Origin of the sequence: Rhodococcus pseudokoreensis, from assembly GCF_017068395.1 — a bacterium.
Lineage (GTDB): Bacteria > Actinomycetota > Actinomycetes > Mycobacteriales > Mycobacteriaceae > Rhodococcus_F > Rhodococcus_F pseudokoreensis.
Map to the genome: position 1 here is coordinate 137,696 of NZ_CP070614.1, position 15,438 is coordinate 153,133.

Consider the following 15,438-nt stretch of genomic DNA (forward strand, 5'->3'; position numbering starts at 1 on the left):
ACGAAAAGGCGTCACCCTGTTGCTCGGGCCCGCGGCGCGGTGACCCGCTCGGCCAGGGTTGCTGGCCGGCGGTCGCTGCCCCGGTGGGTATGGCGAGCCGCTCAGGTGACGAGGAGCTGTCGCAGCACGTATTGCAGTATCCCGCCGTGGCGGAAGTATCCCGCCTCCGCGGGGGTATCGATCCGCACGGTGGCGCGGAATTCCTGTACTTGACCATGGTGGTGGGCTCGGACGGTGACCTCGGTAGGGAAGTCCGCGCCCGGGTCGCCGCCTTCGAGTCCGGTGATCGAGTATTCCTCTTCACCGGTCAGGCCGAGGCTTTCGCGGGTGTGACCGGGCGGGAATTGCAGGGGCAGTACCCCCATGCCGATCAGGTTGGAGCGGTGGATGCGCTCGAACGACGTCGCGAGGACCGCTTTGACCCCGAGGAGCAGTGTTCCCTTGGCCGCCCAGTCGCGTGAGGACCCGGATCCGTATTCGGCGCCGGCGAGGATGATCAGCGGAGTGCCCTCGGCGGCGTAGGCGTTCGCGGCGTCGAAGATGCTCATCTCCTGCCCGTCGGGGAGGTGGCGGGTGACGCCGCCCTCCGTGCCCGGGGCCAGCAGATTCCGCAGGCGGATGTTGGCGAAGGTGCCGCGGATCATCACCTCGTGGTTGCCGCGACGGGATCCGTAGGAGTTGAAGTCGGGCGGTTCGACGCCATGCTCGCGCAGGTAGATACCGGCCGGGCTGTCGCGGCGGATCGTGCCCGCGGGTGAGATGTGGTCGGTGGTCACCGAATCCCCCAACATGACCAGCACCCGGGCGCCGGTGATGTCGGAGATCGGTTGCGGTTCGGGCTGTATGCCGTCGAAGTACGGTGGCCGCCGCACATAGGTGGAGTCCTCGTGCCATTCGAATATCTCGCCGGAGGCGACATCGAGGCCGCGCCAGTTGTCGTCGCCGGCAAAGACATTCGCGTAGCCGTCGGTGAACATCTGTGATTGCAGGCATTCGTCGATGACTGCCTTGACCTCCTCGGTGCTCGGCCAGATGTCGCGCAAGTACACCGGCTGCCCGTCCGACCCTGTCCCGATCGGGTCGTGGAGCACGTCGGCGAGCATGGTCCCGGCGAGTGCGTAGGTGATGACCAGCGGCGGGGAGGTGAGGAAGTTCATCTTGCATTCGGCGTGGATGCGGCCCTCGAAGTTGCGGTTCCCGGACAGCACCGCGCAGGCGGTCAGATCGTGTCCGGTGACCGCGTCGCTGACCTGGGGGATCAGCGGACCGGAGTTACCGATGCAGGTGGTGCAGCCGTAGCCGACGAGTCCGAAACCGAGCTGTTCCAGATAGGGGGTCAGCCCGGCCCGTTCGTAGTAGTCGGTGACCACCCGCGATCCCGGGGCCAGCGACGTCTTCACCCACGGTTTACGGGTCAGGCCCGCCTGCACGGCCTTCTTCGCCAGCAGGCCCGCGCCGATCATCACCGACGGGTTCGAGGTGTTGGTGCACGAGGTGATCGCGGCGATGACCACGTGCCCGTGATCGACACTGTGCACCGCGCCGTCGAGGACCACCTCCACCGGGTCGGAGGGCCATTCATGGCTCTTCCCACACCGGCACGGTGCCGCCGGCCCATCCGATGCGCGGTCGTGGTCGACCGCGATCGGGTCGCTGGCGGGGAATGACTCGTCGGATGCCTCGTCGAGGCCGGCATCCAGCGCAGTCGGCAATGGTTGGTCCGCCAGCAACGACCCGACGGCGTGCGGCGCGCTGGCCAGCGGGATGCGGTCCTGGGGTCGTTTCGGGCCCGCGATGGAGGGCTCGACGGTGGCGAGGTCGAGCTCGACGGTGTGACTGTAAACGGGTTCTTGATCGGGGTCGTGCCACATTCCTTGTTCTTTGGCATAGGCCTCGACGAGTCGGATCTGCTGCTCGGGTCGCCCGGTCAGGCGCAGATAGTTGAGGGTTTCGTCGTCGATGGGGAAGATGGCGCAGGTCGAACCGTATTCGGGGCTCATGTTTCCCAGGGTCGCCCGGTTCGCCAACGGAACGTTGGCGACACCAGGGCCGTAGAACTCCACGAATTTGCCGACGACCCCGGTCTTGCGGAGCAATTCGGCGATGGTGAGGACGAGGTCGGTGGCGGTGGTGCCCTCGGGTAGGGCGCCGGTGAGTTTGAGCCCGAGGACCTGCGGCAGGAGCATGCTCATCGGCTGGCCGAGCATGGCTGCTTCTGCCTCGATCCCGCCGACTCCCCAACCGAGCACGCCGAGGCCGTTGATCATCGGGGTGTGCGAGTCGGTGCCGACGAGAGTGTCCGGGTAGGCGAGAGGGCCGTCCGGTGTGTCCCGTGTGAACAACACGCGGGCCAGGTATTCCAGGTTGACCTGATGGCAGATGCCGGTATCGGGTGGCACGACCAGAAAATCGTCGAAGGCATGCTGCGCCCACCGCAACAGTTGGTAGCGCTCCTTGTTGCGGGAGAACTCGAGGTCGGCGTTGATCCGGTAGGCGTCGGGCCGACCGAAGACGTCCGCGATCACCGAGTGATCGATGACCAATTCGGTGGGTATGAGCGGGTTGATCTTTCGCGGGTCGCCGCCCAGCGCCGTCATCGCGTCCCGCATCGCCACCAGGTCGACCACACACGGCACGCCGGTGAAGTCCTGCATCAGCACCCGGGCGGGGGTGAATTGGATCTCGGTGTGGCCGGGATTGCGCGGCGACCAGGACGCCAGGGCCGAGACCTGCCCGGCGGTGACCAGGCGGCCGTCCTCGTTGCGGAGCAAATTCTCCAACAACACCTTCACACTGTAGGGAAGCTGCACGTCGGTCTCGATCGCATCCAGCCGGTAGATGCCGTACGTCTGGTCTGCGACCGTCAGTGTGGAGCGCGCGCCGAAACTGTTGCCGCTCACGGTTCGGGCTCCCCGGTAGAGGTGTGGACACGATGGTTCATCGCGTTCAGGGCCAGCGTGGAGTGCGCGAACGCACCACCGGCCCGCATTTCCGCCGCGACCCAGATGGCTTCCATGATTTCCTCCGGTTCGGCGCCCGTGCGGCGGGCCAGTTTGGTGTGCCCGGTGATGCAGTAGGGGCATTGCGTCACATGGGCGACCGCGACCGCGATCAGCTGTTTCGTCTTCCCCGGCAGCGCACCGTCGGCGAAGACGGCGCGACTGAAATCCTCGAAGGCGTCGTGAATCCCGGGTGCGAGCGCCTTTCGACGCTCCGAAATCTCCGGCGTGGTGGGCTGATACAGCGACTCGGGCATACAGCTGTCCTCCTGTTTCAGCGTTGCCAGCCGTAGCACAGACACCGCAGCAGCAGCGCGGACCTTCGCCTGCCACCATAACCCGTCCGCATCAAATTGCCAGGGCCGAATGTCCCCACTTCCACGACCGGTCCGGTGGCTCAATGGTGCAAACTGAGGGGGCGATCTGCAGGACAGTGTGGGACGAGTGAACATTGGCCCGATTCGCTTGCCGCATTGCGCGGCGCGATGGTGTCGGAGGACAATAGTGGATGCGTGCGTTCCGATCTGAGCGACGACACCAACCCACCCCGTGAGCGGTACGGTGAAGATCACGGACCGCCCGGGCGTAGGAGATGAAGATGTGCGCTGCCAAGGTTGCCTCGTCGGTGATGCAAGTGGCCGAGCTGGATCGGTCGGTGAAGTACTACTGCGACGTCTTCGCCTGCCGTGTCGCTGTGCGCGAGCCCGATGCAGCACTCCTTTTGACGCCGGATAACTTTCAGATCTACATGTATGCGAAGAAGGGGGCATCGACCCGTCGCGGGGTAAGCGTCATCGGTGTCCACTACGTCATGTGGTCCGCCGACACCGAGGAAGAGTTGGAGCGGATCACCGAGCGACTACACGCATATGATGCGGCCACATACACGCAGACGGTCGGCGGGGTGACGTTCGTGGATGGTTGCGACCCGGACGGTATCCGTGTGATCGTCGCCTACCCTGGCCCCGAGCAGCTACCGCGGGAGCTGATCGCGCAACGATTCCACGGGTGACCACGGGGGGTGACCACGGGCGTTGGCGCATCCGCCACGCCGGCAGACGAGCGTCCTCTGATCGAATGCGACCGCGCCGGCGTATGGCTACTTCACGACGACGAGTTACGCAAACGGATCGCAGGCGCCGAGGTCATGATCGACCGACGACAACGTCGAGTACACGATGAGGCCATAGCCTTCAGAGGTACTGTCGACGTTCGGACAACACCGCTGACATTGACCGAGCGGCACATCCCCGGCCTGACACTAGGTGCGGATTTCGCCAATCAAGGGGTTCCATTTGCTGATGAGGACCTTTGAGACGAGGTTTGCCTGAGCAAATGGATCGTGCGTGAACAGACGTGTGACGGTGTCTTCGTCGGCAGCGTCGACGATGAACTGGGCGCCGGTACGGTCGGCGAGGGGACCCGATGACAGCACCACCTTGCGGCGGACCAATTCGGCGAGCCACGCATGGTGGTCTGTTCGGTGATCATCACGACCGGAGGATGTTTCGGGACTGTAGGTGTATTCGACGACGAACATGGGCATGCTCTTCTCGTTCCCTCGTGAGCCGACCTATCCAGTGTGCAACCACGCTCGAAACATTACCAATCCTTTGGGCCGAAATTTCTTGCGGCGACGGTAGTCTGCGGCCAACCCCGTAGCGGATGTTCTCGGCCGAGAGCTCCCTCTCGAGCAGTGCCTCGCGCACGCCGAGCATGAAGGGCAGCGGCAGACAAAGGTAGGCGTGGGTGCCGGGTGCGATGGTGATCTCGGCGAAGTCGGCGCGGCCTTCGCGGAGGCGCCTTCGGGTCGGCGTCAACCACCGCCTTGATATCCGTCAACCACCGCCTTGATATCCGCGGAGTGGAGCAGCTCATCCACTCCTCGCTGTCGGGTCGACCGTGTCCCACGGAAGTCAACATCGTCGAAATCGTTGTGCACCAAAAGGATCTGAACCGGGATCCGGTCCAGCAGCGCATAGTCCGGCAACGACTTCGAGCCACGTTGGTTACATCGATGTCGTGGCGGTAGCCGATCGTCAGCAGTTCGGAGAACGCGTCGTCGTGGTCGTAGCTGTGCTAGCCGATCAGAATGCCTTCGGCCACAGCCGGGTCGGCGTGGCCGCGGACTGAGCACTCGGGTCGCCAACGCGATGCCGATACACCTTCATCGCGTACTGAGGGCGGCGCCCCAGTGATCACCGCGGCGCGCCGTTGCCTGATAGCTTGTGCCTCATCGACCAATACCTGTTCTCCAGCGGCAATGGACACTGTGCGGGTGCCGGGTACGGTCTTGGTCAACGCGATCGCGATGCGGCGTTCGGATTCGTCCGCGAACGGGCCTGCGATGGTGACGCAGCCCTCCTCGACCGTCACGCGCCAGCGTCCGTCCCCGGTATAGTCGTCGAGGCGGCGTTGCGCACCCACGGCGATCGTCTCGTCCGGTTTGAGCATCAACCGCACCACGTCACTGCGGCTGAGGATGCCCACTACCCGCCCGTCGATCCACGACCGGCAGACTGCGTAGACCCTGCTCAAGCAGCATCTGGCTCACATCGGCCAAATATTGATACATCGGCGCAGCAACGGCGGGTGCAGTCATCACCTCGCCCACCGTCTCCGAAGACGCGTGTCCGGCCCGCAACACGTCTCCGCTGTTCAACATCCCAACCAGCCGGTCGTGGTCGTCGACGACCGGCACCGCCGCGAACCCGTACTCGGCCAGTAGCACCGCCGCCGTGCGCATACTGTCGGATTGCCGCACCATTACAACCGGTCGCTGCATCACGTTCAACACTCGCATGGTCATCACTCGCTTTAGTCGATCCGACACTCAGCACTTAACTTAAGAGCGTCCTTTAACGAATCATAACTTATGAAAACTATTTCGTCAATAATGGTTTGGTTGTTCAGCGGAGGGCGTCGATCAGGTCACCGACGGTGTGACCGCCCTCCAGAGGATCGGGCAGTCGCCTGTCGAGGTTGACCGTGTAGGTGTTACGGCGACCGACCTTCGTCTTGGACATGTACCCGCCCTCGGTGAGGTCGGCCAGGATCGCTTGCACCGAACGTTCGGTGATGCCGATCTCGATCGCCAACTCGCGAGCGGTGTGCTGATCACCACCGGCCAGACACAACAAGACGTGCGCATGATTGGTCAGGAAGGTCCAGCTACGAGTGCGGGCGGCGTTCTCGTGCATCGCAGAGCGGTGATTGGGTCGTCGAACCGTTGTCGCCATTTCCCCACAATATGACATCGATGATTCATGTATCCAGTTTCGGGATTGCTCCACGGTCTGATCGAACGGGACTGCCCCCACCCTGGTTGACACACGGGGTGTGCAGTTTCAGGCCGCGTGTGCGGTCTGATGGAGCGTCTCATATTCGACGGGTGTCAGTCGACCGAGACCGCGTTGCCGGCGACGCCGGTGGTAGGTCTTCTCGATCCACTCGACGATCGCCAACCGTAGTTCCTCACGGCTGCTCCAGCGGTGACGGTCGAGGACATTGCGTTGCAGCAACGCGAAGAACGATTCCATCGCGGCATTGTCACCACATGCCCCCACCTTCCCCATTGATCCTTGTAAACCATTGCAGGTCAGCAATTCTACGAAGATCCCGGAACGGAACTGGCTGCCGCGATCGGAATGTACGACGGTGCCGTCCGGGTTGCGGAGCGCAATGGCATTTCGCAGCGCCGAACATGCCAGGTCCGCGGTCATCCGGTCGGCGATCGAATAGCCGACGATCCGGGTGGAGAAGCAGTCCTTGATCGCGCAGATTATGTGGAATCAAGATTGTCAAGTTCATCAGGGTTTCCCGGGTCGGACTTGCACGATCGGAAGCAGGGTCACGGTCGCGGGGGTACCGAGCTCACGCGGGGTGGGCCCGGCGGGTGTGGGGACGTCGGCGAGCCGGTCGAGCAGGGCGGTGACTGCGGTGTGTCCGTCGTCGACGGCAGCGCGCTCGTCGTCGGTAAGCGGGATGCTGGCGAGCATGCGCTGCAGGTTGCCGCTCGCCTCGAGCAGCTGGGCTTTGCTGGAGTCTTTCGGGGTGTAGAAGTCGCAGCGTGCGCAGGCCATCCTGTGCTGACACTGCTCGAAAAAGCTGTAGCTGCACCATCCGTGGCCGAGGTCGTAGTGCTGCCAGGGCTGCCCGGCGGCGGCGGCGCCGGAAGTGACGGCATCGCGGTCCAGCAGCACCTCGATGGTGCGCACGTTGCGGGCGAAGTAACCGGCTTCGGTGTAGGCCTTGGAAAGGGTGTTCGGGCTGATCTTCGCGTAATGCTGCGTGGCGGTCGGGGTGCGATGTCCGAGCCATGCCTGCAGCTCGAACAGCGTCATCGGTTCCTTGGCGTTGTAGAGCTGGGTCGCGATCGTGGACCGGGCCCGGTGACTGGTGATGTTGCCGCGGACGTCGCTGCTCGGGACACCGGCCTTGGCGCAGAGCGCAGGGATGATCGTGCGGTTGATGTAGTTCTTCGCGACCGGCTGCGCGCGGACAGCGAAGAGCATGTCCACCTGTTCGCTGGTCTTGCGGTCGAGCGTCGTCGGCTGAGGCGGGCGCAGCGCCTGCCAGGCCTCGATCGCCTGTCCCAGAAGAGGATCGACGGGTTTGGTGAACGCGGTGCCGGTCTTGTGGACGGGCACGTCGAGCAGGCAGACGGCGTCCTCGGCGAGCACGTCGGGCGAGTCGGCAGCAATGGACTGACCGTTGTGTTGCCAGCGCACGCAGCCGACTCGAAGGCGGGACAACTCGTCGCTGCGCAGGCCGCTGAACAGCCAGGTCAGCGTGATCGCCCGGATCAGCTCCATCGGGTAGTAGGTGTCGGCGGAGTTGCCGGGCAGATGGTCCTGGTCGAGGTTCAGCCCGGCCCAGAGCAGTTTCGCCCAGACCTCGTCGGCGATGACGCGTGGGTTGGTGCCGATCAGCGCGGACACGCTGCGGGGCACCGCAAGTGCCCGGGCCGGGTCGAAGCGGCGACCGATCCACTCCCACTCCTGGCAGTCGCGGAAGAAGGTGCGGGTCGCCATCAGGTTGTGGGCCTTGGTGCGCGGGGAGATCGGTGTTCCAGCACGGGCGTGGAGGTGGTCGCGTCGCTGGACGTAGTCGCCGACGTTCATGCGGTCCACGGCCGCGACCCAGGCGGCGCACGTCTGACGGGTCCATTGCCCGGGTTCGGTGATCTCAGGATGTTCTGCGACCAACCATCGCCCGGCCTTGGCCATGATGGTGCGCACGGCGGCGCGGACCCGTGGGGTGAGCGTCGAGGTGTCGTGCCAGCGTTCGACCCAGCCGGCCCAGGCTGTGGCAGTGCCCTCGATGCCGGGTGCGTGGTGCCCGGTGCGCACCGGCGGGTCGCAGTGTCCGAGTGCGGCGACCGCACGTTGCAGCGCGTAGAGCATCTCGCCGTGGTGGTCGCCTGTTGCCGGATGCGCGCGCAGCCGCTCGAACGCCGCGGTATCCAGGTCCTCCAACCTGGGGCTGCGGTTGATCAGCAGCGCCTGGCTGAAGACCCCACGCAGGCGGTGCTTGCCGCTCGCGGCGCCGCGGTAGCCCCACTGGTCCAGGACCGCGCTGGCCTGGCGCATCGACTCCTCGACAATCCCGGCGCCGAAGACGAAGCGGGCCAGGTGCAGCCGGTTGAACGTGCCCAACAGCTGGAAGTCGTCGAAGCCGCCGAGCAGATAGGCCAGCGCGAGCAGGAAGGGACGCACCGTGGTCTCGGTCGGCAGTTCCCTGGCTGCGACGAAGGCCTCGGCGCTCGAACCACACAGCTGCGCCCAGTCCTCGGTCGTCCACGCCCAGTAGGACCGGCTCGTGTCCACGCAGTTCTGCAAGATGATCGCGGCCGCGTGCGCCCCGGCCCGGCGAAACCGGGTGTCATCGCCATGATGCAACCCGGCCCGCGCGGTGTCGAGCGGCTCGACGAGACGGGCCAGCGCCGTCCAGTGGGTCGCGGTCCGGCGTGGGATTCCGCGTGCTCTGTTGCGGCGCAATGCCTTCGGACCCAACTCGCGCAGAGCGCGGCACTCCGCATCGGTCAGCTCCCCCCGTTGGTCGTAGCGTTCGAGGGACAACGGAAACGTCCACCCCGGCGGCATGGCTTCCGTCTTGCCGACGGCACGAACCGCGGCGGTCACGCCGGACCCGTCCCGTCGGCATCGGCTGCGGTGAGCATGCTGATGCGCTGCGCATGCAGGTGCGTCATCGAACGATTCAGCTTTTCCGCAAGATCCCGGCCCGACAGGTGAATGTAGGTCAGTGTCGACTCGGTGGAACGGTGCCCGGCGAACGTTGCGATTGCGTGCAGCTCCCAGCCCATCCGGGCCAGGTCGGTCAGACACAGGTGTCGGGTGGTGTGCGTGGAGAACTGCGGAACATCAGCAGCCAAAGCGACCCGTCGCACCACCTTCGACCAGCTCCACAAGCTCAGTGGTTCACCGTAATTGCGCCGTGACTCGGACAAGAACAGCGGTCCCCGGGCGCGGCTGATCCCGGCCCGGTGCGCGAGGTAGCCCGACAGCAGCACCCCGGTCGCCGCCGAGTACGGCACCACCCGCCCCCGACGGGTCTTGGTCGTCTCCGCCCGCACCCGCAGCGTGCGGTGCGCGGGATCGAGATCGTCGGTGCGCAGCGAGCACAGCTCTTCACGGCGCAGCGCCGAGTCGTAGGCCAGCGCCAGCATCAGCCGGTTACGGATCGGCTCGAGCCGGAACGCGTCAAGCAGCTGGAACCACTCGGCCTCGCCGGGGATCCAGGGCAACTTGACCATCCGCGGGACCAGCGGCCGGGACTGCCCACCGAAGTACCGGCCCGGCGTGTAACGCCCGCGACCGACCGGGTTGGACTCGCGCACGCCCTCCTCGACCAGGAAGTCGTAGAACAACCGCACCGGAACCAGCCGCTGCTGCAGCGTCGCGTTCGCCAGACCCGAACCCGAGTCCAACGCGACAACGTTGGTACCGCGTCGGCTCGGGCGAGTCCGCAACTCCCTTACAAACAGGGCGATTTGGGCCCGGGTGGCAACAATCGGGTCGATGCCCTCGCGATCGCAGACCAGCAGATACTCGGCCAGGCCACGCGCATACGCGTCGATCGTGCGAGGCGCCCGCCCCAGATCGGTCCAGATCCGCAACCACTCGGCCGCCCGCTCGTGCCGGCACAGCACCGGCCACTTCTCCTCCAAGTTCATCGACACAGTCAACAGGGCCCCTCAGCTCGTGGTGACACCGCGGGACGAACAACCCGCCCCCGGCGTGATTCCACGTAACTAATAGGTAGAGCTTGCCCTCATCGGTCCAGTGCTCGGTGGGGGCACCTCCCTGCACGTAGTGCTTGGGGGAATGTCGGTCAACCACAACCGGTCGGGCTGCTGGGCGCTGAACTGCCGCCTGACGAGGTCGTCATGGACCGGTGGCCCGGAGCGGCGATGAAGTCCTCGCTTCTTGGCGAACACCGAGAAGATCCGCTGCTGCGAACACAGCCGGTGGACGCGGTTCTCGCCGGCGACGATGCCGTGGGTGGGTAGTTCGTCGGCGATGAACCGGTATCCGAATTCCGGATCGCCGGCGTGGATATCGAGTGCGGCGTTGATCAGATGGGCATCGTCCCAGTCCCGTCGGGACACGGGATCGGTGTTCCACTTGTAGAACGCTTGCCGGGAGAATCCCAGCACCCGGCAGGTCACCGCGACGGCGATACCGTCGGCGGCGAGTTCACGGACCAGCGGGAACATCATTTTGTGCCCCTATGCTGTTCGTCAAGCAGCTGAGGGTCGCGGGTGGGCTTGATAGATGGTGCCGTCGCGGAGCATTGCGAAGAGGACGTCGCAGCGGCGACGTGCGAGTGCGACGAGAGCTTGGTTGTAGCTTTTGCCCTGGGCTCGTTTGCGGTCGTAGTAGTCGCGTGAGTCCGGGTCTTGCAGGGCTGCGAACGCGGACAGATAGAGCACGCGTTTGAGTTTCTTGTTGCCGCGTCGCGATCGGTGCTCACCGCGGATCGAGGACCCGGATCGGCGGGTGACCGGTGCGAGGCCGGCGTAGGCGGCGAGGTGGCCGGCGGTGGCGAAGTGCTTGCCGGAGGTTTCGGTGATGATGCGGGCGGTGGTCCTGATCCCGACTCCGGGCATCGAGGTCAGCACCGGGTAAAGAGGGTGCGCTTCGACCAGCGCTTCGACTTTGGCTACGACGTCGGATCGTTGCCGCTGCAATGATGAAAGTTGCTCTGCAAGTTTCGGAATGACGGTCTCGGCAGCACTGGTTCCGATGACGACCACGTTCTGTTCGGAGATAGCGGTGGTGATGTCGCCGGCCAGTCTTGCTCCCATGCGTGGGGCCTTCTTGCTCAGCCGTGTCGCGAGGCGGGCGTATCCGAGCCGGCGGATCTGAGCTGGGGTCGGGTAGTGCTCGAGCAGGTCGAGGATGGCAGGGTGGGCGATGTGCCGACCGATGGCGCGTTCGAGTGCGGGATGGATCTGGGTGAGCAAGCCGTGCAGTCGGTTGCTGGTGGCCGTGATCTGCATGGCGAGGTCGTCGTCGAATCCGCTGAGGATCGACAGTTCGGCGACCTGTGTGTCCGTCGCCTTCAGGTTTCGGATCGCGTGTGGCAGCGTGCGTGCCGCGTCGGCGATGATCGCGGCGTCTTTCTTGTCGGTCTTCGCTTCACCGGGGTAGAGGTCGGCGATGCGTCGCATCGCCAGTCCTGGGAGGTAGCCGACGGCGATCCCCATGTCTTGGGCAACTGCGACGGCCAGCGCACCGATGGTGGCGGGTTGATCGACGACGAGGATAGTCGGACCGTACTGGGTGAGTGTGTCGATCAGTTCGCGGAGGCGGGTTTCGTCGTTGGGTAGTGTCCGGTCGAATAAAATGGTGCCACTGCGGGATACGGCGACAGCGTGGTGTTGTCCCTTGCCTACGTCGACGCCGAGGAAGACTTCGATTTGTTCGTGTGTCGGGACTGTCATCGCATCCTCTCGTGGGAAAGAGATGTGGTGCACTGCTGGGTGTGGCGAGTGAGTCTCGGCATCCACGTTACGACGGCCTGTATGTGCGGGTCCGGCCCCTATCAGCGATCACTCATCGCCTGTCCACCTCGGTGACATCACAAAATTGATCATTGTGCGACAGGTTGACGTAGTCATGCCGAGGTGTCCAGTTCAGTGGTCGGAAGCGGGTTGTTTCCGACTACGAAAAGGGTAACGGGTTGACGTCCCTCGATAGGTAGGCCACCGCCCGGCGCATCACCTCCGCTTCCTGTTCGAGCAGCCGGATACGTTTGCGGGCCTCGCGGAGCTCGTCGGATTCGTCTCGTGTGAGGCCCGGTCGGGTGCCGTCCTCGATGTCGGCCTTGCGCAGCCAGTTCTTCAGGCCAGTCTCGGAGATCCCGAAATCTTTCGCGATCTGCTCCAGCGGGGCTTCGCGTTTGCGGGCCACGGCGACGACGTCGCGGCGGAACTCTTCCGGGTACGGCTTTGGCATGTCGATCATCCTTCCACCGTGAGGGCAGATCCCTCACAGGTCAGGTGTCAACCAGAGCCGGGGCAGTCCCAACACGTCACATCCCGGGTGAAATCCGCCGAAAGCATCCTGCACAAGGCGCAGCGCATACAGTGCCCCCTCACGGTCGAGGACATCCGCAAGAACATCCTCGACATTGCGGGTGTGCGGATCATCTGCAGCTTCATTTCGGACACGTACCGGATCGCTGCCCTACTTGCCGGGCAGGCGGACGTCACCGTGGTCGAGGTCGAGGACTACATCGCCAAGCCAAAACCGAACGGTTACAAGAGCCTGCACATAACGGTCGAGGTCCCCGGTTTTCATGAGCAGCGGGGTTCAGCGGGTGCCGATCGAGCTGCAGATCCGGACGATCGCGATGGATTTCTGGGCGCGCCTCTCACCGGGTCTCGGTACGTGAGTAGCGTGCCCGCTCACTGCACGCAGTACCTGAAACTCCCCGGGAAACATGCCGTCCCGACTGCGGAGAGGCCGAGACGACGCGGGAGGGCCGGAGATCGGACCCTGATATGGTGGTCTCACGCACACGCACACGCACACGCAGACCAATGACATGTGGCGTGCTTCGAGATTAATTCAGGTTTCGATGGGCCTTTTCCGATCCTGTACGACAATCGGAAGAGAGAGCAGCCCCCATGATGTCTTGCGCCCGAATAGCTGTCACGCGACAGTGCTACTCCGCGATGTGGGTGCGGGTCGGTTGGTCGAGTTTCCGACGCAACATCTTCAACCCTCAGCCAGCGGAGAGCATGGCGGAGGGTGAGGTGATGCTCCAGAAGGGCTTCAACTCTTACGCTTTCGAATGAACTGAGTCGACTCGAGGGCCTTCGCTCGCTTCTCCGCCCGGCGCCCCTTGAGGGCACGTGCAAACTGTTTCGAACTCTTGACGGCAGACTTGTCAGCCATTGTCGGTCCTGTCCGAATCGGCAACCGCAAACTAACCTCGACCATACCCAACAAAAGAAGTAAGTCCAGTTCAGAGGCAGATGCGAGGAACCGACACGTCTACGAACCTACACTAAAAGGTCAGTTTCGGTTCTGCCCCGACGTGACGACGGGGTCGGCTGGAACGTCATCACCGGGCTGTTCCGTCCGAGATGCCCTGCGCCTCTTCCACGCCCGCCCCGATCATCTTCGATAGTCACGTAGAGGCGGTTCGAGATCCCAAGACGCGCAGAAAATGTCACGGCGTTTGCCTATTCCCTACCGATGGCTATGGTGCAGGGCAGGCATCAACGGCATCTACTGGAGGGCTGAAATGTGAGTGCGGCTACCGATCGTCAATGGGCGGTTCGTGACGCTGTTCTGCGTTGGCTTCTTGCAAAGACAACGGAGGGCTATCTCAGCCCGATTGTGGACGCGGATGCCATCGGAGAAGAAGTCGGTTGGGCGGCCTCGGCGCTCACCCCCGACGAAGTGTCCGACGCCGCGAACCATCTCTACAAAGAAGGGTATGCGACCGGCATGCCGGTAAGGGGTATCGGGATTCCCCGCCCGAGGCTGACTCTTGTCGGACGTCGTGCGGCCAAGACAGGCACACCCCTACGATCCGAGGTCGACGCTCGTGAGGCAAAGTCGCGCAAGCGGCTGATCTCTTCCGGTGGCGAGGTTGTGAGTTAGGCACGGCTCCGCCTGACATTCGACGACAATGTGCGAGTACGGGTTTGGGGTTCACCTCCTGCGGAGATTCAGCCTACTCGCTTCTGTTGGCGAAGCGCGAGCTGATGATCATGCCGAAGCGGCAAGGACGAGAACCTCCTTCACACGGCCGTCGTCTGAGTCTGAGTGGTGTCGACGACACAATGGACAACCCGGTGCGGAATCACTGGCGGTGATCGACCGATGATGCGTCGGCGTGGTCCCGGTGAGCCTGGCTATGGTCGGCCGGGTTTCGGCCGGTACAGATTGGCTGCGCCGTACCGACTCGCCCGCGCCCCAACCTGGACTTGCTGCTTCCCAGTACACATCTGATCGTGCCGTGATGTCCGCGGAACGCTCACGCGGTCTCCTCTCACTGCCCGGGCCGTGCTGATCGACAGGCCCGATCCGGGGTCTCCACGATTCGACGATGCCAGATGCGGTGAAAGAGGAAGCGTCCGGGCAAGCAGGGCGATCCTTGCGGCAGAAATTGATTGCCGTAGCGAACCCGACTTGATGTGGGGTCAAGTGGGGGCGAACGCTCGCATGGAGATGCCGAGGTAGATCACCATGAAGGTCAGTAGTGCCCATCCTGCGCCATGCCAGATCGGCCAGGTGCCACCCCGTCGCCATACCTGGTAGGCGCGGACGAAGGCCCCGAGTCCGCCGAGAAGGAGGATGGCGGTGGGTCCGAAGACCAGAACGTATCGGTCGGGACTGGCGCACACCAGAAATTGCGCGTCCGCGCATTCGTCTCGGTTCGCCGCTGCCCAGGCGACGGTGATCGCCATGAGCAGCAAGGCGACACCGACGACCGCGCCTGCATACAGGCCCGCTCGGCGAAACGTGGCCTTGTCGGACCATCTCTTCTCGACGTCGTTGGTCACGGATCTGCGTCCGCGCTCATCCGTCGACGCGGTCCGTTGGCCCTTGATGGCCCGATGCGCGGGCGCAGTGGGCGCAGCAGTACATCTGCTCGTCTACTTCGACACCGTGGCCGAGGATACGGCATCCGCAGTGACCGCACTGGGGTGCCATGTTCTGGGCTGCGCATTCGAAGCTGTCGAATATCGCCGACCGATCACCGCGGGTGACGGTGAAGGTCTTGTCGTACTCGTTGCCGCAGGTCTCGCAGGTGCCCATTTGACATCAGCCCCTCGTCGCAGTGGTGAGTCTTCGCTGGTTGTCGTCAGTTCGGGCTGCGGATCCGTGCTGTGGCGGCAGCCCGAGCATTAACCTCCGATCGAACCTTCCTGCAGGAATACCCGGGCCGCCGTGCG

The 15,438-nt window shown here is 64.2% G+C and carries 11 protein-coding genes and 5 pseudogenes; 3 read left to right on the top strand and 13 right to left on the bottom strand.

Annotated elements, in window-relative coordinates:
* Positions 1-101: 101 nt before the first annotated feature.
* Complete coding sequence (acnA, locus tag JWS13_RS00640; protein WP_206003928.1) at positions 102-2,900, bottom strand: aconitate hydratase; 2,799 nt, start codon at positions 2,898-2,900, stop codon at positions 102-104.
* Positions 2,897-3,256, bottom strand: a complete 360-nt coding sequence (locus tag JWS13_RS00645; protein WP_206003929.1) for a carboxymuconolactone decarboxylase family protein — start codon at positions 3,254-3,256, stop codon at positions 2,897-2,899. The genes acnA and JWS13_RS00645 overlap by 4 nt, the downstream gene beginning before the upstream one ends.
* 341 nt (positions 3,257-3,597) lie before the next feature.
* On the opposite strand from JWS13_RS00645, the gene JWS13_RS00650 reads away from it, so the two are divergent.
* Positions 3,598-4,011 carry a VOC family protein gene (locus JWS13_RS00650; protein ID WP_206003930.1) on the top strand — a complete coding sequence of 138 codons (414 nt, stop codon included), beginning with the start codon at positions 3,598-3,600 and terminating at the stop codon, positions 4,009-4,011.
* Between the two features lie 249 nt (positions 4,012-4,260).
* Here the strand turns inward: JWS13_RS00650 and JWS13_RS00655 are convergent, their stop codons facing one another.
* From JWS13_RS00655 to JWS13_RS00695, 9 genes and pseudogenes are all read right to left on the bottom strand, one after another.
* The gene (locus JWS13_RS00655; RefSeq protein WP_206003931.1) at positions 4,261-4,545 is read right to left on the bottom strand and encodes a YciI family protein; all 285 of its coding nucleotides are present in this window, start codon (positions 4,543-4,545) and stop codon (positions 4,261-4,263) included.
* A 704-nt stretch (positions 4,546-5,249) separates the two neighbouring features.
* Positions 5,250-5,802: pseudogene (locus JWS13_RS00660) on the bottom strand (CBS domain-containing protein); the annotation flags it as partial.
* Positions 5,803-5,908: 106 nt separating this feature from the next.
* Positions 5,909-6,238 (bottom strand): ArsR family transcriptional regulator, encoded by a 330-nt coding sequence (locus tag JWS13_RS00665; RefSeq protein ID WP_415651129.1) that lies wholly within the window; start codon positions 6,236-6,238, stop codon positions 5,909-5,911.
* Between the two features lie 108 nt (positions 6,239-6,346).
* Positions 6,347-6,781: pseudogene (locus JWS13_RS00670) on the bottom strand (DDE-type integrase/transposase/recombinase); the annotation flags it as partial.
* A 27-nt stretch (positions 6,782-6,808) separates the two neighbouring features.
* Positions 6,809-9,142 (bottom strand): tyrosine-type recombinase/integrase, encoded by a 2,334-nt coding sequence (locus JWS13_RS00675; RefSeq protein WP_241031977.1) that lies wholly within the window; start codon positions 9,140-9,142, stop codon positions 6,809-6,811.
* Positions 9,139-10,194, bottom strand: coding sequence for a tyrosine-type recombinase/integrase (locus tag JWS13_RS00680; protein WP_206003932.1), 1,056 nt, complete (start codon positions 10,192-10,194; stop codon positions 9,139-9,141). The genes JWS13_RS00675 and JWS13_RS00680 overlap by 4 nt, the downstream gene beginning before the upstream one ends.
* A gap of 82 nt (positions 10,195-10,276) precedes the next feature.
* Positions 10,277-10,743: pseudogene (locus JWS13_RS00685) on the bottom strand (IS3 family transposase); the annotation flags it as partial.
* 18 nt (positions 10,744-10,761) lie between these two features.
* Positions 10,762-11,967 carry an IS110 family RNA-guided transposase gene (locus tag JWS13_RS00690; RefSeq protein WP_206003933.1) on the bottom strand — a complete coding sequence of 402 codons (1,206 nt, stop codon included), beginning with the start codon at positions 11,965-11,967 and terminating at the stop codon, positions 10,762-10,764.
* A gap of 235 nt (positions 11,968-12,202) precedes the next feature.
* Positions 12,203-12,481 (bottom strand): annotated as a pseudogene (locus tag JWS13_RS00695) (transposase); the annotation flags it as partial.
* Between the two features lie 69 nt (positions 12,482-12,550).
* Here JWS13_RS00695 and JWS13_RS46075 point away from each other — a divergent pair.
* Together JWS13_RS46075 and JWS13_RS00705 are read left to right on the top strand one after the other, a co-directional pair.
* A pseudogene (locus JWS13_RS46075) lies at positions 12,551-12,899 on the top strand (GTP pyrophosphokinase); the annotation flags it as partial.
* A gap of 881 nt (positions 12,900-13,780) precedes the next feature.
* On the top strand, positions 13,781-14,140 hold the full coding sequence (locus JWS13_RS00705) for a serine recombinase (protein WP_081276535.1): 360 nt from the start codon (positions 13,781-13,783) through the stop codon (positions 14,138-14,140).
* A 542-nt stretch (positions 14,141-14,682) separates the two neighbouring features.
* On the opposite strand, the gene JWS13_RS00710 is transcribed toward JWS13_RS00705, so the two are convergent.
* Both JWS13_RS00710 and JWS13_RS45165 read right to left on the bottom strand, forming a co-directional pair.
* Positions 14,683-15,045 carry a hypothetical protein gene (locus JWS13_RS00710; RefSeq protein WP_206003934.1) on the bottom strand — a complete coding sequence of 121 codons (363 nt, stop codon included), beginning with the start codon at positions 15,043-15,045 and terminating at the stop codon, positions 14,683-14,685.
* Between the two features lie 16 nt (positions 15,046-15,061).
* Positions 15,062-15,301: a hypothetical protein gene (locus tag JWS13_RS45165; RefSeq protein WP_241031978.1), complete on the bottom strand. Its 240-nt coding sequence runs from the start codon at positions 15,299-15,301 to the stop codon at positions 15,062-15,064.
* Positions 15,302-15,438 lie beyond the last annotated feature (137 nt).